This is a genomic window from uncultured Brevundimonas sp. (assembly GCF_963975535.1).
Lineage (GTDB): Bacteria > Pseudomonadota > Alphaproteobacteria > Caulobacterales > Caulobacteraceae > Brevundimonas.
On record NZ_CAXBHE010000002.1, the window covers coordinates 298,891 to 322,767 of the forward strand.

The 23,877-nt window shown below is 70.4% G+C and carries 21 protein-coding genes; 11 read left to right on the forward strand and 10 right to left on the reverse strand.

What is annotated here, in order from left to right; all coding sequences use genetic code 11:
* Nucleotides 1–54: 54 nt before the first annotated feature.
* On the reverse strand, nt 55–600 hold the full coding sequence (locus AACZ75_RS03765) for a phosphoribosyltransferase family protein (RefSeq protein WP_339871326.1): 546 nt from the start codon (nt 598–600) through the stop codon (nt 55–57).
* On the reverse strand, nt 593–1,555 hold the full coding sequence (locus AACZ75_RS03770; protein WP_339871327.1) for an MJ0042-type zinc finger domain-containing protein: 963 nt from the start codon (nt 1,553–1,555) through the stop codon (nt 593–595). Before AACZ75_RS03770 ends, AACZ75_RS03765 begins: the two co-directional genes overlap by 8 nt.
* Nucleotides 1,556–1,627: 72 nt before the next feature.
* Between AACZ75_RS03770 and AACZ75_RS03775 the strand changes: the two genes are divergently transcribed.
* From AACZ75_RS03775 to AACZ75_RS03790, 4 genes are read left to right on the forward strand one after another with little or no spacing between them, the layout of a single operon-like run.
* A complete protein-coding gene (locus tag AACZ75_RS03775) occupies nt 1,628–2,338 on the forward strand; it encodes an ATP-binding cassette domain-containing protein (protein WP_339871328.1) in 711 nt (236 codons plus the stop codon).
* Entirely contained in the window at nt 2,335–3,240 is a 906-nt protein-coding gene (locus tag AACZ75_RS03780) for an FtsX-like permease family protein (RefSeq protein ID WP_339871330.1), read from the forward strand. Before AACZ75_RS03775 ends, AACZ75_RS03780 begins: the two co-directional genes overlap by 4 nt.
* 8 nt (nt 3,241–3,248) lie before the next feature.
* Nucleotides 3,249–3,884, forward strand: coding sequence for a YdcF family protein (locus AACZ75_RS03785; RefSeq protein ID WP_339871332.1), 636 nt, complete (start codon nt 3,249–3,251; stop codon nt 3,882–3,884).
* The gene (locus tag AACZ75_RS03790) at nt 3,881–4,663 is read left to right on the forward strand and encodes a 1-acyl-sn-glycerol-3-phosphate acyltransferase (RefSeq protein WP_339871333.1); all 783 of its coding nucleotides are present in this window, start codon (nt 3,881–3,883) and stop codon (nt 4,661–4,663) included. Before AACZ75_RS03785 ends, AACZ75_RS03790 begins: the two co-directional genes overlap by 4 nt.
* Here AACZ75_RS03790 and pdeM read toward each other — a convergent pair.
* Nucleotides 4,590–5,321, reverse strand: coding sequence for a ligase-associated DNA damage response endonuclease PdeM (pdeM, locus tag AACZ75_RS03795; RefSeq protein ID WP_339871334.1), 732 nt, complete (start codon nt 5,319–5,321; stop codon nt 4,590–4,592). The genes AACZ75_RS03790 and pdeM overlap by 74 nt on opposite strands.
* Nucleotides 5,318–7,993, reverse strand: coding sequence for a ligase-associated DNA damage response DEXH box helicase (locus AACZ75_RS03800; protein WP_339871335.1), 2,676 nt, complete (start codon nt 7,991–7,993; stop codon nt 5,318–5,320). Before AACZ75_RS03800 ends, pdeM begins: the two co-directional genes overlap by 4 nt.
* Nucleotides 7,994–8,051: 58 nt before the next feature.
* On the opposite strand from AACZ75_RS03800, the gene AACZ75_RS03805 reads away from it, so the two are divergent.
* The 5 genes from AACZ75_RS03805 to AACZ75_RS03825 are packed head-to-tail and all read left to right on the forward strand — an operon-like array spanning nt 8,052 to nt 15,168.
* Nucleotides 8,052–10,952 carry an ATP-dependent DNA helicase gene (locus AACZ75_RS03805; RefSeq protein WP_339871336.1) on the forward strand — a complete coding sequence of 967 codons (2,901 nt, stop codon included), beginning with the start codon at nt 8,052–8,054 and terminating at the stop codon, nt 10,950–10,952.
* Between the two features lie 49 nt (nt 10,953–11,001).
* Nucleotides 11,002–12,060 (forward strand): DUF2125 domain-containing protein, encoded by a 1,059-nt coding sequence (locus AACZ75_RS03810; protein ID WP_339871337.1) that lies wholly within the window; start codon nt 11,002–11,004, stop codon nt 12,058–12,060.
* Nucleotides 12,060–12,767, forward strand: a complete 708-nt coding sequence (locus AACZ75_RS03815; protein WP_339871338.1) for a hypothetical protein — start codon at nt 12,060–12,062, stop codon at nt 12,765–12,767. The genes AACZ75_RS03810 and AACZ75_RS03815 overlap by 1 nt, the downstream gene beginning before the upstream one ends.
* A gap of 15 nt (nt 12,768–12,782) precedes the next feature.
* Nucleotides 12,783–13,898, forward strand: a complete 1,116-nt coding sequence (gene hisC, locus AACZ75_RS03820; protein ID WP_339871339.1) for a histidinol-phosphate transaminase — start codon at nt 12,783–12,785, stop codon at nt 13,896–13,898.
* Nucleotides 13,899–13,905: 7 nt separating this feature from the next.
* Nucleotides 13,906–15,168, forward strand: a complete 1,263-nt coding sequence (locus AACZ75_RS03825; RefSeq protein ID WP_339871340.1) for a winged helix-turn-helix domain-containing protein — start codon at nt 13,906–13,908, stop codon at nt 15,166–15,168.
* Here the strand turns inward: AACZ75_RS03825 and AACZ75_RS03830 are convergent.
* The 3 genes from AACZ75_RS03830 to AACZ75_RS03840 form a co-directional block, all read right to left on the reverse strand.
* The gene (locus tag AACZ75_RS03830; RefSeq protein ID WP_339871341.1) at nt 15,128–15,934 is read right to left on the reverse strand and encodes a TIGR02186 family protein; all 807 of its coding nucleotides are present in this window, start codon (nt 15,932–15,934) and stop codon (nt 15,128–15,130) included. The two genes, AACZ75_RS03825 and AACZ75_RS03830, sit on opposite strands and share 41 nt — an antisense overlap.
* Entirely contained in the window at nt 15,934–16,857 is a 924-nt protein-coding gene (locus tag AACZ75_RS03835) for a sulfite exporter TauE/SafE family protein (protein WP_339871342.1), read from the reverse strand. The genes AACZ75_RS03830 and AACZ75_RS03835 overlap by 1 nt, the downstream gene beginning before the upstream one ends.
* Nucleotides 16,858–16,981: 124 nt before the next feature.
* Nucleotides 16,982–19,774, reverse strand: coding sequence for a hypothetical protein (locus AACZ75_RS03840; protein WP_339871343.1), 2,793 nt, complete (start codon nt 19,772–19,774; stop codon nt 16,982–16,984).
* 220 nt (nt 19,775–19,994) lie between these two features.
* Here AACZ75_RS03840 and AACZ75_RS03845 point away from each other — a divergent pair, with 220 nt between their 5' ends.
* Nucleotides 19,995–20,201 (forward strand): hypothetical protein, encoded by a 207-nt coding sequence (locus AACZ75_RS03845; protein WP_339871345.1) that lies wholly within the window; start codon nt 19,995–19,997, stop codon nt 20,199–20,201.
* Between the two features lie 73 nt (nt 20,202–20,274).
* Entirely contained in the window at nt 20,275–20,778 is a 504-nt protein-coding gene (locus tag AACZ75_RS03850) for a pyridoxamine 5'-phosphate oxidase family protein (RefSeq protein WP_339871347.1), read from the forward strand.
* A 40-nt stretch (nt 20,779–20,818) separates the two neighbouring features.
* Here the strand turns inward: AACZ75_RS03850 and argF are convergent, their stop codons facing one another.
* The 3 genes from argF to AACZ75_RS03865 all read right to left on the reverse strand — a co-directional run bounded on the left by argF (nt 20,819) and on the right by AACZ75_RS03865 (nt 23,870).
* Nucleotides 20,819–21,733 carry an ornithine carbamoyltransferase gene (argF, locus tag AACZ75_RS03855; RefSeq protein ID WP_339871349.1) on the reverse strand — a complete coding sequence of 305 codons (915 nt, stop codon included), beginning with the start codon at nt 21,731–21,733 and terminating at the stop codon, nt 20,819–20,821.
* Between the two features lie 3 nt (nt 21,734–21,736).
* On the reverse strand, nt 21,737–22,912 hold the full coding sequence (locus AACZ75_RS03860; protein ID WP_339871447.1) for an aspartate aminotransferase family protein: 1,176 nt from the start codon (nt 22,910–22,912) through the stop codon (nt 21,737–21,739).
* A gap of 136 nt (nt 22,913–23,048) precedes the next feature.
* A complete protein-coding gene (locus tag AACZ75_RS03865) occupies nt 23,049–23,870 on the reverse strand; it encodes an ABC transporter permease (RefSeq protein WP_339871350.1) in 822 nt (273 codons plus the stop codon).
* Nucleotides 23,871–23,877: the final 7 nt, after the last annotated feature.

Consider the following 23,877-nt stretch of genomic DNA (forward strand, 5'->3'; position numbering starts at 1 on the left):
TTTAGCGCCACCGTCAGGGCGCGTCACCCGTCCAGACCGCGGCAAAGGGGCGATTCAGTCCAGGGCGCAGACGTCGGGCAGGCCACGCAGGGCCCCGGCGTGGTCGAGGCCATAGCCGACCAGGAAACGGTCGGGGGCGTCCCAGCCGACGAAATCCGGCTCGGGCGCGCGCGGCAGGGGCCAGGGCTTGCGGGCGAAGACACAGGTGAGCACCTCGGCCGCCCCGGCCTCACGGGTGATGCGCACGGCCTCGGCCAGCGACAGGCCGGTGTCGAACACATCGTCGACGATCAACACACGACGGCCGACGATCGGCCGCTGATAGGGCGCATAGACGTCGATCCGGCCACGGCTGGTCTGCGAGTCGCCGTAGGAGGCCAGCCACAGGGCGTCGAAGCGGACATTGCGTCCGACCCGCGACAGGGCCCGGGTCAGGTCCGCGGCGAACCACAGCCCGCCGGTCAGCAGGACGGCGGCCACGGTCTCGTCGTCGATGACCGGCGCGATGCGCGCGGCCAGATCGGCGACGATGCGCTGGATCTCGGACTCGGGCAGCAGGACGGTCGGGGTGGCCGGCGCGGCCTGGGGGTCATCAGCCATGATGGGAGGCGGATACCGCTTCGTGCCCGGTCGTGTCGAGAGCCGGTGCAGGCAGGGGCACGGCATCGAGCGGATGCAGGTCGTCGGGGTCCGGCACCGGGGCCAGGGCCGGACGCAGGCCGCCCTCGTCCGCCGTGGGCAGGGGGCGCGGGACCGGATGGACCGGCGTGGCGTGGGGCGCGGCGGCACGGCGACGGACGGGATCGGGCGACTGGAAGACCACATCGACACCGGCGGCCTTGCTGCCCGGATCGGCGATCAGGACGGCAAACCCCTGGACCTTGCCCGGCAGCACCGGGGCGGCGTCGATCCGCACCACGGCATGGCCGATCTCTGCCCCGTGCCCATCCAGCAGGGCCAGCCGCACCGGCGGGGCGACGATCTCGGTCGCGCGAACGTTTCGCAAGGCCCCCGAGACCAGCACCCGGTCAGGCGCGCCGGGAGCGGCCCGGGCGGTGATGGCCTCGAACTCCAGACCGGTCGGGTTTACCGGTGACCCGACCGCGGCATAGGCGGCGGCGGCACGGGGATACAGTTCGACGACCTCGACCCGGAACAGCCAGCCGGCGGTCAGCAGGGAGACGAAGGCCGAGGCGATCCCGGCCCAGACCGCCCCATGGGCGGCGGCACGGCGCAGGCGACGCTGCTGCTCGGCCCGGGCCCGGAAGGCCTTGGGCAGTTCGGGGGCCGGGGTCTCGGCCAGGGTTTCGGTGCCGTCGTCCCGCTTGCCGAATCCGGCGGCGGATGACGGGCCCGGCGCAGGGTCCCCCGCTACGGTCGCGGCCTTTTCCGAATCCGCAATCAGGACCGCGGCGGCGTTCAGTTCGAGCGGTTCATCGGAACTGGCGTGCCAGACATGGCTGCAACTCTTGCAGCGCACACGGCGTCCGCCCGGACCGATCGCATCGTCCGGGGTGAAATAGCTGGTGGCGCAGGACGGGCAGGTCAGTATCATGTGGTCTGACTGCGAGGCGTTGAGCCCCCTCCCGTCGAGGCGACATTCCGCCCCGATTCCAATAAGTAACCTATGCCCGAATCGCCCCGCCGCACCGCCGAACCCGACTCCACCGCCGACACCGTCCGCCTTGAGGGCGTGGGGTTCGGCTATGCGGACGCGCCCGGCGTGCTTCGGAACATCGACCTCATTCTGCCGCGCGGCTCTTTCCACTTCCTTACCGGGCCGTCCGGTGCGGGAAAATCATCACTGCTCAAGCTCCTGACCCTGGTCGAGCGACCGACGACGGGGAAGCTGCGCCTGTTCGGTGACGACGTCACCTCCCTGCCGCGCCGGTCCATCCCGGCCGTGCGGCGACGCCTGGGCGTGGTCTTCCAGGACTTTCGTCTGCTGGATCACCTCAGCGCCTTTGACAATGTCGCCCTGCCGCTGCGGCTGGCCGGGCTGAAACGCGCCGACTACGCCGGCAATGTCACCGAAATGCTGGACTGGGTCGGTCTCGGCGACCGGATGGCCGAGGTCCCGCCCTCCCTGTCGGGGGGCGAAAAGCAGCGGCTGGCCATCGCCCGGGCCGTGATCAGTCGCCCCGACCTGATCCTGGCCGACGAGCCGACCGGCAGTATCGACGCGGACATGGGTGAGCGATTGCTGCGCCTGTTCCAGTCACTGAACCAGCTGGGCACCACGGTTCTGATCGCCAGTCACGACGAGGCCCTCGCGGCCCGGTCCGGGGCCCGCATCCTGCGCCTGGAAGGCGGCCGACTGGCCGGGAGCCGTCGATGATCGCCCGTCTGGCCCGGGGGCTGGGTCCCCGCCTGACCGGCCGGTCGCCCGGCCTGCTGCCGCGCGACAGCGCCGGTGAGCCGTGGCTGGCGGCGCTGATCGCCATCCTCTGTTTCCTCGCCTGTCTCGCCGCCGTCGGGGCCGCCTCGGCCGACCGGGCCGCCCACGGCTGGGCCGGCCAGCTGCGCGCCGAGGCCACGGTCCAGGTCCGGCCGCGCGTCGGCGAGACCGGGGCCGGGGCCGCCGCCCGCGCCGCCGAGACCCTGGCCGGGGTCGAGGGAGTGGCCGAGGCCGAGGCCATGGACCGCGCCACGGCCGAGGCCCTGCTGCGCCCCTGGATCGGCGACGCCGTCCTGCCCGACCTGCCCCTGCCCCATCTGGTCACCGTGCGGCTGGACCCGGTCACCCCCGCCAGCGCCGTCACCCTCAGCCGGGCTCTCGCCGAGGCCGGCCTGGACGCCAGTGTCGACGACCACAGCCTGTGGCGCGGCGAGGTCGAGCGCGCCGCCATGATCATCACCCTGCTGGCCGGGGCCGCCTTCCTGCTGACCGCGCTCGCGGCGGGCGCGGCCATCGCCTATGCCACCCGCGCCGCCATGGCGGCACAGCGCCCGGTGATCGAGACCCTGAGCCTGAACGGGGCCACAGACGGCACCATCGCCCGTCTGTACCAGGCCCGGTTCGGCCTGCTCGCCGCGGGGGCGGGGGCGGCCGGGGCCATCGCCGCCGCCCTGCTGGTCGCCGGCCTGCGAGGCCTCGGCGGCAGCGACGGCTTCAGCCCGGCCCTGCCCCTGGCCTGGAGCGACCTGTGGTTGCTCTCGCCATGCCCGCTTCTGGCGGCTACGGTAGCGGTGGTCGCGGCGCGCATTACAACGCTGGCGAGCCTGCAACGGCGGCGTTAGGAAGGGCTATGAAGTTTCTGACTCTCATCGCGATTCTGGCCCTGGTCTGGCTGGTCGGCCTGTTCGCCTTTGCGGACCGGGTCCGCAACCTGACCCCGGCTGACGATCCGGCCCGCGCCGACGCCATCGTGGCCCTGACCGGGCCGTCGGCCGAGCGGGTCAATGTCGCGGTACGGCTGCTGGAACAGGGCAAGGGCCGGCGTCTGCTGATCTCGGGCGTCAACCGCGAGGTCCGCCGCCAGGAATTGCGCGCCCTGACCCCCGGCTCCAACCGGCTGTTCAACTGCTGCGTCGACTTGGGATTCGAGGCCGAAGACACCTCCGGCAATGCCCGCGAGATCGCCGCCTGGGCGGAGACCAAGGGCTATGACAGCCTGATCGTGGTCACCTCCGACTACCATATGCCGCGCAGCCTGGTGGAGATCCGCTCCGCCGCGCCGGGCGTGACCCTGACCCCCTATGCGGTTTCGACCCCGTCGCTGGATGATACGCGCTGGTGGAAGGCGGCCGTGACCGCCCGACGGATGACGCTGGAATATATGAAGTATCTCGCCGCCCTGACGCGGGCCGGTGTGCACAAATTGACCGGTGACCGCGAGCCGGCCGAGGCTGACATCGCCGCCACCGAAGCCGCGCCCGCGTGACCAGCGTCCGCTCCCTGCTGTTTGTCGTCTGGCTGTACCTGTCGATGGCGCTGTTTGCCGTCGGCCTGTCGCCGGCCCTGCTGATGCCCTATCGCCAGGCCATGTGGGTGATCCGCAACTGGGCCCGGTTCTGCCTGTTCGGCCTGCGCTGGATCGCGGGGGTCAAGGTCGAATTCCGCGGCCTCGAATACCGCCCGACCGGGGCAGCCCTGATCGCCGGCAAGCACCAGAGCATGCTGGATGTGATCGCGCCGTTCGCCATCCTGCCGGACAACTGTTTCATCATGAAGCAGGAGCTGGCCCCCCTGCCCTTCTTCGGCTGGTTCGCGGTCAAGACGAAGATGATCGCGGTCGACCGCTCGGCCCACGCCAAGGCATTGAAGTCCATGGTGCGCCAGGCGCGCGACCGCTTCGCCGAGGGTCGGCAGATGCTGATCTTCCCCGAGGGGACGCGCGTACCGGTCGGGGCCGAGCCCGACTACAAGCCCGGCATCGCCGCCCTGTACCGCGACCTCGACTGCCCCTGCACCCCGATGGCCACCAACTCGGGCGTTCACTGGCCGGCGCATGGCTTTCGTCGCTATCCGGGCACCATCGTCTATGAGTTCCTGCCCCCCATCCCCGCGGGGCTGAAGCGGGATGTGTTCATGGCGCGGCTGGAGCGGGAGCTGGAGGCGGCGTCGGATGCCCTTCTGGTCAGAGACCCTACCGCAACGCCGCCCAGGCCAGCGCATGGACCCGGTCCCGTCCCAGCGCCGCAGCCATCGGCCGTTCGGTAAACAGGCCGGCAATCGCCGGATTGCGCACATCCAGCCCGCCGGTGAAGGCTCCGAAGGCAGGCAGCACCACCCGCACCCCGTCCGTGACGAAACAGGGTCGGCGCACGCCACGCCCATGGGCGGCGACCCGGGCCGCCGGGTGCAGGTGGCCGGCGACCTCGCCCGGCTGATCGCCCGGCTGCGGCTCGTGCACCAGCCGCAGCGCGCCCAGCGACAGGGCCTCGACCACCGTGCCGGTCAGGCCGGTCAGGTCCTCGCCGAGGGCCAGCCGGTCGTGATTGCCCTCCAGCCAGATCCAGTCGCGGGCGGCGGCCAGCCGGTCCAGACGGGACCGGTCGTCCGGGGCCATGCGACCGATGGCGCGGGTATCGTGGAAACTGTCACCCAGCAACACCACCCGTGCCGGGTCGAGGGCCGCGATCTCGACCTCCAGCCGCGTCAGGGTGGCGGCGCTGTCATAGGGCGGCAGCATCTGGCCGCCGGCGGCATAGGCCGAGCCCTTCTCCAGATGCAGATCGGCGGCGATCAGGGTGTTGTGGGCGATCACCCACAGCGCGCCCGACGTCCGCAGCACACAGGCTTCGCCCATAATACGCACGCGCAGGCCGCCGCACGGATGGCGGGCGGGTGACAGGGTCCGGCGCAGGGCCGCATTCATCGCCCTACCTCCCCGGCCGAGGAAGGCTCATCGGGGATTTGCGCCATCACCTCGGCGATCAGGGCTTCTTCGTCGAAGCCACAGGCGAGGTCCTCCAGGATCATCTCCGCCGCGCCGCCGCCGACCCGTTCGCGGCCGATCTGGACCAGCACCGGCACGCTGAACGGCGAGGGCCGATCCAGGGCCACGGCGCGGATATGGCCGCCGATCCGGGTCAGCAGCTGACCCAGCCGGGCCACATCGAGCAGGCCGGCCGCCGCATCGGCCCGGGCCGTGCGCAGCAGCAGGTGATCGGGCTGGTGGCGGCGCAACACATCGTGGATCAGGTCGGTCGAGAAGGTCACCTGCCGCCCGGTCTTCTCGGCCCCCGGCTGGCGGCGCTCGATCAGGCCGGCGATCAGGGCGCAGTCGCGGAAGCTGCGCTTCATCATGAAACTCTCCTCCAGCCAGGCCTCGAGGTCGTCGCCCAGCATGTCGGGCTGGAACAGGTCGTCGAAGTCGAGGCCGTCCAGCGGCCGGATGGCCCAGATGGCGAGCGAATAGTCGGTGCAGACAAAGCCCAGCGGCCCGACTCCGGCCCGGTCCAGCCGCCGCGTCAGCAGCATGGCCAGGGTGGTGTGGGCCAATCGCCCCTCGAACGGATAGCAGACCATGAAATACCGCGTGCCGCGCTGGAAGGTCTCGATCAGCAGGGAGTCCGCCGTCGGGATCAGCGAGCGCCGCTCCTGCAGCGCCAGCCATTCCTGCACATCGACGGGCAGCACGCGCCAGTGGTCGCGGTCCTGGATCATCGCCCGGACCCGCACCGCCAGCGACGTCGACAGCGGGAATTTCGAACCGCCGTAGGACGGGATTTTCGGGTCGCGATCGGTGGCCCGGGTGACCAGGGCGTCCAGCCCGGAAATGCCCTGGAAGGCCCAGACCTGGCCGGCGAAGACGAAGGTGTCGCCGGGGCTCATCCGTTCGAAATAATGCTCCTCGGCCTCGCCGATCTTGCGACCGCCGACGCGCGTGCGCCGGGCCCCGCCCCGGCCCGAGGCGACCCGCACGCTCAGGGTGGCGGCGGTGACGATGGTGCCGACATTCATCCGGTGACGCTGGGCGATCTGCGGCGTGCGCACCCGCCAGAAACCGTCGCGATCGCGCACGATGCGGGCGAATTTGTCATAGGTGCGCAGGGCGTAGCCGCCGGTGGCGACGAAATCGAGCACCTCCTCGAACGCCTCATAGGACAGGTCGCGATAGGGGCCGCAGCCGGTCACCTCGGCGTGCAGGGTCGCGACCGTGAACGACTCGGAACAGGCCACGCCCATCACATGCTGGGCCAGGGTGTCGAGGGTGCCGACATGGACCGGCTCCCAGTCGAAGGCGTTCTCGGCCACCGCCTCGCGCGCGGCCTGGCATTCCAGGGTCTCGAACCGGCTGGCCGGGACCATCAGGGCGCGGCTGGGTTCGTCCAGCCGGTGGTTGGCCCGGCCGATGCGCTGCACCAGCCGTGACGCCCCCTTGGGCGCGGCCAGCTGGATCACCAGATCGACGTCACCCCAGTCGATGCCGAGGTCCAGCGTCGAGGTGCAGACCACCGCCCGCAGCTCGCCCCGGGCCATCGCCGCCTCGACCTTGCGCCGCTGTTCCGCCGCCAGAGACCCGTGATGCAGGGCGATGGGCAGGCTCTGGTCATTGATGGCCCACAGCGACTGGAACACGAACTCCGCCTGCCAACGGGTGTTGACGAACACGAGGGTCAGGCGCGCGGCGGCGATGGCCTGATAGACCTCGGGCATGGCGTGCTGACCGGTATGGCCGGCCCAGGGCACGTGGCCTTCGGAGACCAGCACATCGATGACGGGCGGTGAGCCGGGGTCGCCGCGAACGACAACCACTCCCTTCCCCCCCTGCGGGGGAAGGTGGCTCGCGGAGCGAGACGGATGGGGGCTGGCGGCCCCACCCCGGGGGTCGGCAGGCGTGGCGTGGTCAGAGCCTCCATCCGAGCCGCTGCGCGGCCCATCTTCCCCCGAAATGGGGGAAGGAAAAGAGGGAGCCAGCCACCCCGCGATCATCGCCGGATCGTCCACGGTCGCCGACAGGGCCACCCGTCGCATGCCCGGCGCGAACTGTTGCAGCCGGCCCAGACCCAGTGACAGCAGGTCGCCGCGCTTGCCGCTCCAGATGGCGTGGATCTCGTCCAGCACCACGCACTGCAGATCGGCGAAATAGCTGCGTGCGCCCTCCCAGGCACAGAACAGGGCCAGCTGTTCCGGCGTGGTCAGCAGGATGTCGGGCGGGAATTCGCGCTGGCGCTGCTTCTTCGACTGTTTGGTGTCGCCCGTGCGGCTCTCGACATGGATATACAGCCCGATCTCGCGGATCGGGGTCATCAGATTGCGTTCGACGTCGACGGTCAGGGCCTTAAGCGGCGACAGATACAGGGTGTGAATGCCCGAGCCCGGACCGGTCGCCGGACGCGGACCGCGTTCGCTCAATTCGATCAGGCTGGGCAGGAATCCCGCCAGGGTCTTGCCGCCGCCGGTCGGGGCCACGAGCAGCGCATGCGACCCGGCCTGCGCCGCCGCGATCATCTCCAGCTGGTGCCGGCGTGGCGACCAGCCGCGCGACGCGAACCAGTCGGCGAAGAGAGGGGGAAGCGTTGCGGGAGCGGACGGGGGGATCACATCCGGCCTATAGCATGTTCCCGTTCCGTTTCACGCGCTGAACCGCTATCTGTGATCCGTGTCCGACGAATCCGCCATCGACGCCGCCGTCCGTCCCGCCGTCACCGGTGCGGAGCCGTGGCTGGGGCTGCCGCCCGCCCTGGCCATCCCGCCGGGCGCGGGCGCTATCTGCGACGAGGCGGGCGCGCGCCGGATCGGGCGCGGTGCGGCCGAAGGGGCCTTCACCACCGCCCCGGTTCTGGTCGCCCACGCCAGCCTGACCGCGCGGCGTCTGGGGCTGGCCCCGCCGCCCCGCTCGCCCGATCTGCTGGATGTGCTGGAGCTGTTTGCCTTCGTGCGCCCGGCCCGGTTCTGCGCCCCGTCGCCCAGCGGCCTGGCGCTGGCGCTCGGTATGGTCGAGCCGAAGGGGGCCGAGGCCCAGGCCGTGGCCCTGCGTCACGCCGCCGACGCCCTGCTGCGCGAACTGGCCGGGCCCGCCTATCCGCGGCGCGAGGATGCGATGACCCTGAACGAGACCCTGTCCAAGGCGGGCTGGGGCTGGGGCTGGCGGGTGTCGGGGGCCTTGCAGCACCAGCCGATGCGGGCCCGCCAGTATCGGGGTTCGGGCCTCGATGTCTGGAGCCGGATGACCGAATGGGAGGACGAGGCCCCGCGCGGCGAGGCGGGATCCGCCCCGGTCGACTCGGAGTCCGCCCGCATCCGGCTGGAGAAGCTGTTGCAGGCCTCGGGTCTGGACGAGACCCGCCCGACCCAGTCCGACTATGCGGCCGAGGCGGCCTATGCCTTCTCCCCCCGCGACGAGGAGGGCCGACCGCGCATGCTTCTGGCCGAGGCCGGCACCGGCACCGGCAAGACCCTGGGCTATCTGGCCCCGGCCTCGCTGTGGGCCGAGCGCAACCAGGGTGCGGCCTGGGTCTCGACCTATACCCGGGCCCTGCAGCGCCAGATCGACCGCGAGAGCGCCGCCCTGTGGCCCGACCCGGCCGAGCGCAAGCGCAAGGCCGTGGTGCGCAAGGGGCGCGAGAATTACCTCTGCCTGCTGAACCTGCAGGACATGGTCCAGGCGGCCCAGCTGGGTAATGGTGACCTGATCGGCATGGCCCTGGCCGCGCGCTGGGCCCTGCATTCGCGCGACGGCGACATGACCGGCGGCGACTATCCCGGCTGGCTGCCGGGCCTGTTCGCCGTGGGATCGGGCCAGCAGGCCAGCGCCGCCAACCTGGTCGACCGGCGCGGGGAGTGCGTCCACGCCGCATGCCCCCACTACCGGCTGTGCTTTGTCGAAAAGACCATCCGTGCCAGCCGCCGCGCCGATCTGGTCGTGGCCAACCACGCCCTGGTCATGACCCAGGCCGCCTTCGACGGGGCCCGCTCGGCCCGGGGGTTGAAACAGGACGGCGAGACGGCGGCCCTGAAACGGATCGTATTCGACGAGGGCCACCATCTGTTCGACGCCGCCGACAGCGCCTTTTCCGCCTGTCTGTCGGGTCAGGAATCGGCCGAACTGCGCCGCTGGATCCGCGGTCCCGAGGGGCGGGGCCGACGCGGACGCGGTCTGGAGCAGCGGCTGGGCGACCTATGTGCCGACAACGAGGCGGCGCAGAAGGCCCTGAACGATGCCGTGCGCGCCGCGGCCCAGTTGCCGGGCGAAGGGGTGTCCGGCCGCATCGCCCCGGCCTCGGGCGAGGTCAATCCGATCGGGCCGATCGAGACCTTCCTGCTGGCGGCGCTGGAACAGCTGCGGGCCCGCGCCGGCGACAGCGGCTCGGGCGGCACCGAGTTCGGCCTCGAATGCGCGCTGCGGCCGGTGACCGAGCCGGTTCTGGAGGCCGCGCGCGCCGCCGCCCGGGCCCTGGCCGCCGTCGAGGCCCCGCTGCTGGCCCTGTCGCGCCATCTGGAAGACGTGCTGGACGACGAGGCGACCGAACTGGACGGATCGCAGCGCGCCCGCATCGAGGGGGCGCTGCGGGGTCTTGATCGCCGGGCCCGCATGACCCTGCCCGGCTGGCGCTCGATGCTGGCGGCGCTCGATGAGGGCAGTGACGAGGCCGATCCCGACTTCGTCGACTGGCTGACCGCCGAGGCCGCCTTCGGCCGCATCCACGACGTGGCCCTGCGCCGCCACTGGATCGATCCGACCGTGCCGCTGGAGGCGGCGGTGATCATGCCTGCTCACGGGGTGCTGGTGACCAGTGCCACCCTGTCCGACCCACTGGCGACGACCGGGGACGGCGACCCGTTCGACATGGCCCGGGTGCGCACCGGGGCGGCGCGGCTGATCGACCCGGCCCGCACCCTGAAGGTCGAGAGCCCGTTCGACTATGCCGCCCACAGCCGGGTCATCGTCGTCAATGATCTGGTCAAGGACGACGCCCGCCAGACGGCGGCGGCGATGCGCGAACTGTTCCTGGCCGCGGGCGGCGGCGGTCTGGGCCTGTTCACCGCCATCCGCCGCCTAAAGGCCGTCTATGAGCGGCTGGGCCCGGACCTGGCCCGCGAGGGCCTGCCCCTCTACGCCCAGCACGTCGATCCGCTCGAGGTCGGGGCCCTGGTCGATGTGTTCCGGGCCGAACAGGATTCCTGCCTGCTGGGCACGGACGCGGTGCGCGACGGGGTCGATGTGCCGGGTCGGTCCCTGCGCATCCTCGCCTTCGACCGGGTGCCGTGGCCGCGCCCGGACCTGCTGCACCGCGCCCGGCGCGAGCGGTTCGGCGGACAGGGGGCACAGGGCCGGGCCTATGACGACGCCCTGGCCCGGGCCCGCATCGCCCAGGCCTTCGGGCGGTTGATCCGGCGCGGCGACGACAAGGGGGTGTTCGTGATGCTGGACGCCGCCACCCCGACCCGTCTGTTCGCCGGCCTGCCGCCGGGGACCGAGGTGCTGCGCATGGGCCTGGCCGAGGCGGTCGAGACGGTCGCCGGTTTTCTGGCGATCCCGGGGGCACCACCGCCCGCCTGAGGGGAAGATCCCGCTTTTTTTGGCCGTGGTCGCCTGATAGTCAGCCCCCATGACCGTGACTCCGCCGATCCGTCGCCACAGCCGCACCGGCCTGTATGTGCCGCTGCTGATCGCCCTGACCCTGCTGGCCGCCTGGACCGGATGGTGGTTCTATCTGACCCACCGGATCGAGACCGGCATCGAAGCCCGCGCCGTCGCGATGCGGGCGGCGGGCTGGGATATCGGCCACGGCCGGATCACCACCACCGGCTGGCCCTTCCGCACCCGGATCGCCGTCGCCTATCCAACGGTGACCGCGCCGGACGGACACGCGATCTCGGCCCCGACGCTGGTCGCCGAGGCCAATACCTACAATCCCGATCGGTGGGTGGTCATCGCCCCGGACGGCCTGGTGCTGACCCGGCCCGACATGGGCAAGGTCGCGCTGCGGGGCGAGGCCCTGCGCATGAGCGTCAGCCATCTCCAGGCCCGTTTCCCCGATCTGCGCATCCAGCTGGACAAGCCGGTCTTCACGCCCCACCCCGGGGCCGCACCCTTCCCGATCCTGCGGGCCGAGCAACTGCAGATCAACGCCCGGCCCCATGGGGCGGACGGCGCCCGCGCGGACGCGACGACCGGACCGGTCGACGTCCTGTTTCGTCTGACCGAGGCCCGGGCGCGACCGGGCGGTGTGCTGGACGGCCTCGCCGTCCAGGGACCGGTCGGGGGCTGGATCGAAACCACGCTCGAGGGAGGCGACCGGCTGCGCGGCCCGGCCATGATCGGAGATCTGGAAGCCTGGTCGAGGGCCGGCGGCCGCTTCACCGCCGTGCGCGGCGAGTTGAAGGCCGGGGTCAGCACGGCGACCCTGTCCAGTGACACCCTGAGTGCGGACAGCAGCGGTCGTCTGCAGGGCACCGTGGCCCTCACCGCCGACAAGCCCCTGCCGGCGCTGGCCGGACTGGCGCGCTCGGGCGTTTCCGGCGTCGACCGGGCCGCGGCCGCCGGAGCCGCGACGGCGACCGCCCTGACCGGCGACACCTCGGCCGTCAGCCTGCCCCTCGTGTTCCGCGACGGCCGCACCTGGCTGGGCCCGTTCGCCCTGGCCTCCGCGCCCAAGCTGTTCTGATGCTGACGGAACCGCCCGTCGATGCGACGCTGGATGCCCTCGACCGGGATCTGCTGGCGGCGCTGCGGGCCCGGATCCAGGCCGGGGCCCGCACTTCGGTCGATGCCGAGATCCTCGCCCTTCGCGCCCAGCTGGACACGGCAGAGACCGCCGAGATTCCCCTGCTTCGGGCCTTGCTGGGACGGCTCGACGCCGCGACCGGGGCCGTGCTGACGGTCTGGGGGCCAGCCGCCCGGACCCTGGCGATCGACCGCTACGGCCTGACGGTCCAGGTGGCCGCCGACGCCGACGCGGCGCTGGCGGCAGTGAATGACGGGGGTCGCAAGCGTGGCCAGTCGGGCGGCCGTGCCCTGATCGATCTGGGCGGCAGCAAACCCTGGTGGGGTCAGTTGCTGGCCCGACCCGGCCTGCGCGTCACCGGGGCCCTGCCGGATGATCGTCACCGTCAGCCCCTGGCCCTGATGATCGAGACCCGTCCGTCAGGCCCCACCGGCGACGATCGAACCTTCTGGGTCAGTGACAGCCCCCTCCCCGACAGCAAAATCGTCGCCGCCCTCGAGGCCGCCGGACTGGTCGCCTCGCCCCTGATCGCGACGGGTGGCTTGAAGCTGTTCATGCTGGCGGGCTATGTGCAGGCGGACGACCCGCGCCTGACCGGTGCCCCGGGCAGCCTTGCCGGCATTATCGGTGCGGCCCCCGTCTTCTGAATCCAGGGATTCCGCATGACCGACGACACGACCGCCGCCGCCGCCGAGGGTCCGATCGCCAAGCCCGGTATCCTCGACATCGCCCCCTATGTCGGCGGCAAGTCCGCCATCGCCGGCATCGCCGAGCCGATGAAGCTGTCGTCGAACGAGAATGCGCTGGGAGCCGGGGCGAAGGCGCGCGAGGCCTATGCCGCCGCCATCGGCACTATCCACCTCTACCCGGACGGCCGGGCCGCCAAATTGCGCGCAGCCGTGGCCGACCATCACGGGCTGGAGCCCGAGCGTCTGGTCTTCGGCAACGGCTCGGACGAGGTCTTCGCCCTGCTGAACCAGACCTATCTGACCCCGGGCGACAATATCGTGACCGGCCAGTACGGTTTCCTCGCCTATCGCATCTCGGCCAAGGCCAACCAGGCGGAGGTCAAGCTGGCCCCGGAGCCCGGCTACAAGGCCGAGGTCGACGCCCTGCTGGAGCAGGTCGATGACCGCACCCGCATCGTCTATGTCTCCAACCCGTCCAACCCGACCGGCAGCTACAACAGCGGCGAGGAGATCCGTCGCCTGCACGCGGCCCTGCCCGCCCACATCCTGCTGGTCGTCGACGAGGCCTATGCCGAATATGTGGTCGAACCCGACTGGGAGACCGCCTTCCCGCTGGCCCGCGACGCCGCCAACATCGTCGTCACCCGCACCTTCTCGAAGATCCACGGCCTCGGCGGCCTGCGCATCGGCTTTGGCTATGCCCCGTTGAAGGTGGCCGAGGCGGTTGACCGCATCCGCCTGCCGTTCAACGTCTCGGTGCCCGGGCTGGACGCCGCCACCGCCGCCCTCGGTGACGAGGCGCACCAGAAGGCCTCGCGCGACCTCGTGCAGACCTGGCGGCCGCGCCTGACCCAGGCGATCCGCGGCTTCGGCTTCGAGGTCATGCCCAGCGCCGGTAATTTCGTCATGGTGCGTTTCCCGGACGCGGCCCGCAACGCCGCGGCGGCCAACGACTACCTGAACGGCAAGGGCATCATCGTCCGCGCCGTCGGCGGCTATGGCCTGCCCGACTGCCTGCGCATCACCGTCGGCACCGAGGACCAGAACCGGGCGGTGATCGACGCGCTCAGCGAGTTCGCGGCCCGCTAGGCCCGGTGTGACCCGGACGGTACGCCTTTCCGCCGCCCAGGCGCGGCGCATCGCCCTGGCTGCCCAGGGGTTCGGCGTCGCCCGGCCCGACGCGGCGACGGCCCGTCACCTGCGCAAGACCGCCCGCGATCTGGGCGTGATCCAGATCGACAGTGTCAATGTCGTCAGCCGCGCCCATTACCTGCCGGCCTTCTCGCGCCTGGGCGACTATCCACGCGAGGCGCTGGAGGCCGAGGCCTGGGGCCGGACCCCCAGCCTGTTCGAATACTGGGGCCATGAGGCCTCGCTGCTGCCCCTGGAGAGCCAGCCCCTGTTCCGTTGGCGGATGGCCCGGGCCGAAGCGGGGGAAGGTCTGTGGAGCGGCACGGCCCGCTTCGGGCGCGAGCGGCGCGCCTATATCGACGGCATCCTGACCGAGATCGAGCAGCGCGGGCCGGTCACCGGCGGCGATTTCGCCACCGGGCCGCGGGGCGCGCCCGGCTGGTGGTCGTGGTCCGACGGCAAGCGGGCGCTGGAATGGCTGTTCTGGTCCGGCAAGATCACCACCGCCACCCGCCGCGGCTTCGAGCGTGTCTATGACCTGACCGAACGGGTCGTGCCCGCCGCCATCATCGACCGCCCGACCCCGGACGCGGCCGACGCCCAGCGCGACCTGGTCCGGATCTCCGCACGGGCCATGGGCGTGGCCACCGCCGCAGACCTGCGCGACTATTTCCGTCTGCCGCTGGCCGACACCCGGGCCCGGATCACCGAGCTGGTCGAGGCGGGCGAGCTGATCCCGGTGACGGTCGAGGGCTGGGACAGGCCGGCCTTCATGGACCCGGCCTGTCGCAAGCCCCGGCGCATCACGGCCCGGGCCCTGCTGTCGCCGTTCGACAATCTGATCTGGTTTCGGGAGCGCACCGAACGCCTGTTCGGCGTGCGGGTGCGGCTGGAGATCTACACCCCGGCGCACAAGCGGGTGCACGGCTACTATGTGCTGCCGTTCCTGCAGGACGAGGCCATCACCGCCCGGGTCGACCTGAAGGCCGATCGCAAGGCGGGGGTCCTGCGCGTCCAGGCAGCCTGGCGCGAACCGGACACCGATGCCCAAACCCCGGCGGCGCTGGCTGAAGAGCTGCGCCGGACCGCGCGCTGGTTGGCCCTGGAGCGGGTCGAGGTGGCCGGACACGGTGACCTGGCGACGGCCCTGATCGACAGCCTCGATCCAGCCGGCGGACCGTCCGCGATCAGTTACGTCGGAAGATCCGGCTCGCGCCCCAGCCGGTGAAGGCCGCCAGCAACACACACAGGATCCCGTACAGCCACGGACGGCGGTGGGCGAACTCATAGACCTCACGCTCGAACCCGACCTTCTCGACCGTCAGGGTGAGGTTGGAGACCGAGGCCGGGGCCCCGTCCTGGAACAGCCAGACCTCGGCGAAATACTGGCCCGTCGGGGCCACGGTCGGCAGCTCGACCTCGGCCCGGAACAAGCCCTTGTCGACGAACTGGACCCCGTCCGGATCGGTATTGTACAGGGCCGCCGCCTCGCGCAGCCGGATCACGGCCCGGCGCCAGTCCAGATAGTCCTCGCCCAGCCGGCTGATGACCACGTCGCGCACCCCGTAGCGGGTCACCGTGCTGGCCTCCTCGGGGGCGTCGATCCGCAGGTGGTCGACACCGACACCGAGCCGGCGCAGCTGGCCGAAGTCGGCGATATCGCCCAGTGGCCGGGTCGAGGCCGTCATGTAGAAGCCGGGAGCCCCCTCGAACAGAACCGGCCGGCTGTTGAGCCAGACACCGAGATTGCGGGACCGTTTGACCAGACGCACCGGGGCGTCCGGGCCCCGCACCACCACCACGACATCGGCGGGCCGGTCGCTCGGATTGAACACCGCGCCGTACAGGACGATCGACGCCCCGCTGAAGCTGGAGTCGACCCGCACCCGGGCATCGGTCAGGGCGGCGGCGACCCGCAGGTCGCCCTGGGTCGCCACCGAGCGTTCCGGGGCCAGGGCCTCATAGGCCGGCGGGGGCGGGGGCAGTTGCATCATCAGTCCGACACCCCCGGGGCCAGGCTGAACAGGTCCCCGGGCCGTATGAACAGCTCCAGCCCCATATAGACACCGACGGCGAGGACGATGAGACCCAGGACTGCGCGCAGGGATTCGGCGCGGAACCGGCCCGACAGGCGCGCGCCGTACTGGGCCCCGACGACACCCCCGAACAACAGCAGGGACGACAGGACGATGTCGACGGTCTGGTTCCGGCCCGCCTGAAGTACCGTGGTGATGGCCGTGGTGATGATGATCTGGAACAGGCTGGTGCCGACCACGACACTGGCCCGCATGCGCAGCACATAGAGCATGACCGGGATCAGGATGAAGCCGCCGCCGACCCCCATGATGGCCGACAGGATGCCGACGAACCCGCCCAGCGCCACCAGCGGGATGACGCTGATGTACAGTCCGGAGCGCGGGAAGCGCATGCGGAAGGGCAGGCCGTACAGCCACATCGGGCGACGCCGTTCCTTGCGCGGTGGCGTCTCGCCGCGCCGGCGGCGCAGAATGGCGGTCAGACTCTCGTTCAGCATCAGCGAACCGATGACGCCGAGAAACAGCAGATAGGATACGGCCACCACCAGGTCGGCCTGACCGAGCAGCCGCATATAGCGGAACATCTCGACGCCCAGCAGCGCGCCCAGGAAGCCGCCGCCGGCCATGATTCCGCCGATGCGATAGTCGACCAGCCCCTGGCCGGAATAGCTGATCACGCCAGACGTCGAGGAGGCCACGACGTGGCTGGCCTGGCTGGCCACCGCCACAGTCGGCGGAATGCCCATGAACACCAGGATCGGGGCCATCAGAAACCCGCCCCCGATCCCGAACAGACCGGACACGAATCCAACGACCGCGCCCAGGATCACCAGGAACGGCCAGTTCACCGAAACCTCGGCGATCGGAAGATAGATATCCAAAGGACGCGCCTTCGGCTGGAACGAACGCTAGGCGCCGGAAAGGGCGACGGTGAAAACCTCTTAGCGGCCCGGGAGGCTACTCGCCAGCCAATGCACGCCACAGGCGGATGTCATCGATCAATATTCAGGCCAGAGGCGCGGCCTTGAAGTTTTCCGCGGCGGCGCGGGCCACGCGGCGGGCGGAAGCCGGGACCGACACGCCCAGCCGTTCGGCGGCGGCGCGGGCGTCATCGTCACCGGCGCGCGCTGCGATCATGTACCATTTGTAGGCTTCGCCGACATTGGGGGCGACGCCCTCTTCACCGTTCTCATAGATGCGGGCGACATTGTACTGGCTGTCAATCAGGCCGCGTCCGGCCGCCTTCAGCAACCAGTCGAGTGCCTCGGCCCGATTGCGCGGCCCGCCGACGCCGTCAAACAGATACATGCCATAGGCGTGCATGCCGCGCGGATCGCCGCTTTCGGCCGCACGGCGAGCCCACAGACGGCTTTCCTCGAGGTTCACCGCCACGCCGTTGTCGCCGGTCTGGAACAGACCGGCCAGATGCAGCTGGGCCGGCGCATAGCCCAGGCTGGCGGCCCGGGTCAGGGTCTCGAGGCCGAGCACGTCGCCGGCGTCCAGCTGTTCACGCGCGCTGGCGTACAAAGTCTCTTCTTCCGACGCCGGCCCGGCCGGCGGCGGCGGCAGGTCGGACGTCGGGCTGGTGGCCATCGACAGCAGCGGACCCGCCGTGGCGTTGTCGCCGAATCCGCTTCCGAAGCCGCCGAACGGCAACTGCGGCAGGCCGCCCTCACCGGTCAGCTGATCATAGGCATAGGTGCCGCCGACCATCAGACAGACCGCCGCGACCGAGGCCCCCAGCGCCTTGCGAATGGTGCCGCCGTCGCGGGCGGCCTGTTTGTCGAGACGTTCCTGCAGCCGGGACTTGCCGCCCCGCTTCAGACCGAAGCCGGAACGGGCCGGTGCCTCGGGCTCGGCCGGGGCCATGGCGGCACGGGCGGCCTCGATGGCCTGACGGGTCGTGCTGGCCCGGCCGGCGGCGGCGGCGGCACGCAGGGCCCGGGGATCAACAAAATCGGTCTCGGCGGCGAAGTCGTCGGTCTCGGTGTCGGGCCCGACCGAAGCCGCGGCGGTTGCCGTCGCCTCGAAGGCGTCAGACACATCAGCACCGCCGAAACCGGCCCGCGGCGGTGAGGCGGCGGTCGACCGTCCGAACGGAACATTGACCGGCTCAGAATCGGCCGGGGCGACCGGATCCGGCTCCGGCGCGCGCAGCACGGCCTCGCGCACCACGTCTGCGGCCATGGCGGCGGCCGAGGGGGCCGGGGCCAGAGCGGGGGTCGGCGCGACGGCCGCCGTGCCCTCGGGCTCCATGAACGGAGTCGGGAACGGCGTCGGCTCCGGTTCTCCGGTGATGGCGGCGTCGGTCCAGGCGGCGTCATCCTCGAAGCTGCTGGTGAAATCATCGTCCTGGAAGGCGGTGGCCCGCCAGTCAGGACGAGCGGCCGGTGCCTTCTCGACGGCGGCGGCGCTCCGTTGTTCGAGACTGTCACGGGCGTCGGTCAGGAGCTGGGCGGTACGCTGTTCACTGAGCCGCACCCGTTCGGCCAGTTCGCCCGAGGTGCGCTCGAAGCGCTGTTCGACGGTCGATGTGCTGTCGGCCAGACGCTTGGCGATATCATCCAGCGCCTGGGACGAGCGGCGCTCGGACTGGGCGATACGGTCGCTGAGACGGTCGGAGATACGGGTGATCTCTCCACCCAGCTTCTCCAGCGCCAGAACGTGACGGTCCTCGGCAGCGACCAGCTTGTGGTCCACGGCCTGGGCATAGCGCCCGATATCCTGCTCGACCTTCTGGTTCAGCGTGGTCCCGAGCCGCTCGAGCCGCGCCGGCACGTCCGTCTCGATCGCGCTGACCCGGCCGTTCAGGTTCTGGGCGATGCGCAGCACCTCACGCCCCATGGCCTCGACGGCCTGGGCCGAGCGCTGCTCGGCCGTCCGGGCCTGCTCGCCGACCGACAGGACTGTCTGTTCGATCCGCGCCATGCGGTTTTCGGTTTCGGCGGTGTCCAGCCGGCGCATCATCTCGGCGCGATTGGTCTCGACCTGACGTGACAGGGTCTCGGCCAGCTTCTCGAACCGGGCGGCCTCACGCGAGCTGTCCGGCCCGCCCTGGGTCTCGGCCGCGCGCAGCCGCTGGTCGAGACCGGCAAAGGCCCGCTCCAGGCCGCGCAGGGCCTCGCCGGTCGAGGCCTGGGCCGAGTCCAGACGGGCGGCCACCGCCGCCATCACGTCGGTTCCGGTACCGGGACCGGCGACCTTTTCGACCGCGTCCATGCGCTGACGCAGTTCGTTCACACCGGAACGCTGGCGCTCCTCGATGTCATACAGCCGTCCGGCCAGGTTCCCGAGGGTGGTCTCGACCTTGCTGAAGGTCTCGACCGTGCGCGGACCGACCTCCTGTTCGAACCGGCGCAGCCGCTTGTGGCCCTCGCGCAGTTCCTCGGCGATGTCGTCGATGCGGCGGCCGGTGGCGTCGCCCTTCTGATCCTGGCTTTCCAGCCGGCGGACCAGCCCGGTCACCGCCTGGTCGACCCCCTGGATGGCTACGGTCGACCGGCGCTCGGAGGCTTCCAGCCGGGCGGCGATGGCGTCGACCGAGGCACTGAGCCGGTCCCACGGCGCGTCCTGGCTGGAATAGGCGTCGTCGACGCGCCGGTAGCGGCCCCGGCGATCGATGGAGTCTGCGGCATGGTCGCGACGTGACAGGGGCACGACCCCGTCATCATCGTCTTCGAGAATCATCGTGTTCAGCCACTCGCCGAGTGTCATACCCGAACGCCGCGCGAGATCCTTGGCGATCTCACGCGCCTTGGGTTCGATACCCTTCACGCTCCACGGCGCGGCTGCGCTCACTGATTCGACTCCCGACCTGTAACCTGAACGCTAGACGCCCAGATCAGGGGTGTAAACGCATGGTTAACCCCAAGATGTAGGGGGCACACCATGTTCCTGTGGACAGCGCGCCCGCCCCGCCGATTTCTCGCCTGATCATGGTTAACCGAAGGTGAAGATTAACCTTCTGGCAAGGACTCCGGCCTTGCGCCGGGACGTGGTGCCCGCCATCTGCTGACGCGTGAACCTGACCCTGACCCTGACGCTGCTGGTCGCCGCCGTGGCGATGACCGTTTTCTCCGGCTGGCGCGGCGCGCGACCCTGGGATCCGCGGCGCGGCGTGCGCATGGTCCCGTGGCGCTTCATCATGCTGCTGTCGGCGGCGACCGTGTTCATTCTGGCGATCCACCTCGGCACTGTGCTCGGCGTCCCGCAGCGAACCTACTAGGCGGGTACCGGCCGGAACGACTGTCGTCGTCACCCATTCCTGATCCAGCCCCCCGAGATCAGGAGAGACAGCGATGAGCGACAAGCCCCTTACCGCCGCCGAGGCCGAGCAGGAATTCTGGAACCACCTGAAGGCCTCCAACACCGGCATGCTCGGCCTCGACCAGCCCGGCTATCACAGCCAGCCGATGACCGCCTTCCGCGAGGCGGAGACCGGCACCATATGGTTCTTCACCCGTACCGACACCGACCTGGCCCGCGACGTCGCCGCCGGCCCGCAGAGCGCCATGTTCACCTATGGCTCCAAGGACCAGGAGGTCTGGGCCTGCATCCACGGCACCCTGTCACAGTCGCATGACCGGGCGCGGATCGATGAATACTGGAATCCGGTCGTCGCCGCCTGGTATCCGGACGGCAAGGACGACCCGCACCTGACCCTGCTGCGCTTCGCCGCCGACGACGGCCGTATCTGGCTGTCGAACCAGGGCCCGGTCCGCTTCTTCTACGAGGTCGCCAAGGCCAATCTGACCGGCACCACGCCCGACGCCGGCGGCGTGGCGGACGTCAATCTGAGATAGACGAGGACCGACAGGACGGCTTGCCACCGCGTCGGGGCGTTCAGCCCGCCAGACACCAGGCCAGCACGGCCTTCTGCGCGTGGATACGGTTTTCGGCCTCGTCCCAGACCAGCGACTGCGGGCCGTCGATCACCGCATCGGTGACCTCCTCGCCGCGGTGGGCCGGCAGGCAGTGCAGGAAGACCGCGTCGGAGGCCGCCGTGGCCATCAGGGCGGCGTCGACCGAATAGGCCTCGAACGCGGCCAGCCGGTCCTCGTAGTCGCCGTCACCCATCGACACCCAGGTATCGGTGATCACCACATCGGCTCCGGCCACCGCCTCGCGCGGGTCGCTGGTCAGGGTGACGTGATCGCCGCCCCGGGCCAGGTCGCGCAGGTCGGGGTGATAGTCGGCCGGGCAGGCGACCTTGAAGCGGAAGCCGAATTTCGGGGCCGCGTGCATGAAGCTGTGACAGACGTTATTGCCGTCCCCGACCCAGGCCAGCGTCTTGCCGGCGATCGGCCCGCGCTGCTCCTCGATGGTCTGCAGGTCGGCCAGGATCTGGCACGGATGGCTGCGGTCGGTCAGACCGTTGATGACCGGCACGGTGGCGACGCGGGCAAAGCGTTCGACATCGTCATGGCTGTTGGCGCGGATCATCACGGCATCGACCATGCGTGACAGGACGCGGGCCGTGTCCTCGACCGGCTCGCCGCGCCCCAGCTGCATGTCCCCGGCATTGGCGATGATCGAGGCTCCGCCCAGCTGGCGGATGGCGGCGTCAAAGCTGAAGCGGGTACGGGTCGAATTCTTCTCGAAGATCATCGCCAGCACGTGATCGGCCGCCGGCGCATCGGCGTCGACCCGCCCCTTCGGCCAGCCCTGACGGGCGGCCTTGCGGGCATGGGCGTCGTCGAGAATGCCGCGCAGGTCTTCGGCCGACAGCCGATGGATATCGAGAAAATGCCGCACCATCCGCTAGCCCGCCATCTTGCCGCGCGCGAACTCGCAGGTCTTCTCGAAGCGGGCGATCGCCTCGGCCGCCTCGTCGCGGCTCAGAATCAGCGGCGGGAGCAGGCGCACGCAGTTGTCGCCGCCCCCGGCGACCAGCAGCTGGTTCTCGTCACGGGCCCAGCCCATGAATTCCCGATTGTTCGGGACCAGCTTGATGCCGATCAGCAGCCCCTTGCCGCGCACGTCGGCGATGACGTCCGGGAAGCGTTCCTTCAGCCCGTGCAACTGCTGCTTCAGATAGCCGGCGATCTCGTTGACGTTGGCCAGGGTCTCGGGTTTCGAGATTTCGTCGAAGGCGGCGATGCCCACGGCCATGGCCAGTGGGTTGCCGCCGAAGGTCGAGCCGTGCACGCCGACGGTCATGCCCTTGGCCGCCTCGGCCGTGGCCAGGCAGGCCCCGACCGGGAAGCCGCCGCCCAGGGCCTTGGCAATGGCCATGATGTCCGGGGTCATGCCGGCCCATTCATGGGCCCACAGCTTGCCCGTCCGGCCCATGCCGCACTGGACCTCGTCGAAGATGATCAGCACGCCGTTGGCGTCGGCCATCTCGCGCATCCAGCGCAGGTCTTCCTCGGGGATGGCGCGCGCGCCCCCCTCGCCCTGGACCGGTTCGATGATCACGGCGGCCGTGGTCGGGTTCCTGAAGGCGGCTTCCAGCGCCTCGCGGTCACCCCAGACCAGCTGGCTGTAGCCGGGCAGGCGCGGCCCGAAGCCCTCGACATAGGACGGGTTGCCGGCGGCGTTGATGGCTCCGTAGGTGCGGCCGTGGAAGGAGCCGTCAAAGCCGTAGATTTCGATCCGCTCGGGCTGGCCGTTGGCCGAATGGTATTTGCGCGCCGTCTTCAGCGCGCATTCCACCGACTCCGACCCGGAGTTGGTGAAGAAGACCACGTCGGCGAAGCTGTTCTCGCACAGCCGGTCGGCGAGGGCCTCCTGGCCGGGGATCTTGAAGATGTTGGAGACGTGCCAGAGCTTCTCGGCCTGGTCCTTGACCGCCTGGACCAGTTTGGGATGGGCATGACCCAGCGCATTGGTCGAGATGCCGGAGACGCAGTCCAGATAGACGGTGCCGTCCGCCGCATACAGCCGGGCCCCCTCGCCGCGCTCGACCTCGACCGGAGCACGATTATAGACACCCATGAGATGGCTGGACACGGTCGGACCTCCAAAAGAGAGACGGCCCCGCCGCAGGATGCGCCGGGACCGCTGAAAAAGGGTCTCTCCTTGTCGACCCGGCACCGGGGTTAGTCAACACCAGCCCGGGGTCGTTTCCGGCTCAGCTCTTCAGCCGCCAGCCCGAGCGGAATACCAGCCAGCAGGCCACCGCCAGGGCCAGGGTCAGGACCGCGCTGACCGCCACCCCGATCATCAGACTGCCGTCGGCATGGCCGATGAAGCCGGCACGGAAGCCGTCGATCAGATAGAAGAACGGGTTGAAGTGGCTGATCGAACGAAACGGTTCGGGCAGGCGGTCGATCGGATAGAAGGTGCCGCTGAGAAAGGTCATCGGCATGACCACGAAATTCTGCACCGCCGACAGGTGGTCGAACTTTTCGGACCACAGACCGGCCAGCACGCCCAGCATACCCATCAGCAGCGAGGCGACGACGCCGAACCAGACGATGGCGAACAGATTGGCCACGCCCAGCTTCGCGAACGGCAGCACACAGACGGCGGTGACCACCCCGACCACGATGCCGCGCGTCGCCGCACCCAGCGAAAAGCCGACGGTCAGCTCCAGCGGGCTCAGCGGCGGCGTGAGAAAGTCAGTGGCCGTGCCCATGATCTTGGCCTGGATCAGGCTGGACGACGCATTGGCGAAGGCATTGTTCAGCACCGCCATCATGATCAGGCCCGGCGCCACGAACTCGGCGAAGGACGTGCCGTGCAGGGGAGGACGCGCATCCTTCAGGGCCACCACGAAGACCAGCATATAGAGCAGGGTCGTCACCACCGGGGCGGCCACGGTCTGGGCCCCGACCTTCCAGAAGCGCCGCACCTCTCGCAGATACAGGGTCTGTACCCCGATCCAGTTGACCCCGTTGTGACGACGGGGCCGCGGCAGGCCGGACGGGCGGGTTGAGGCGAGATCGGTCATGACCGCC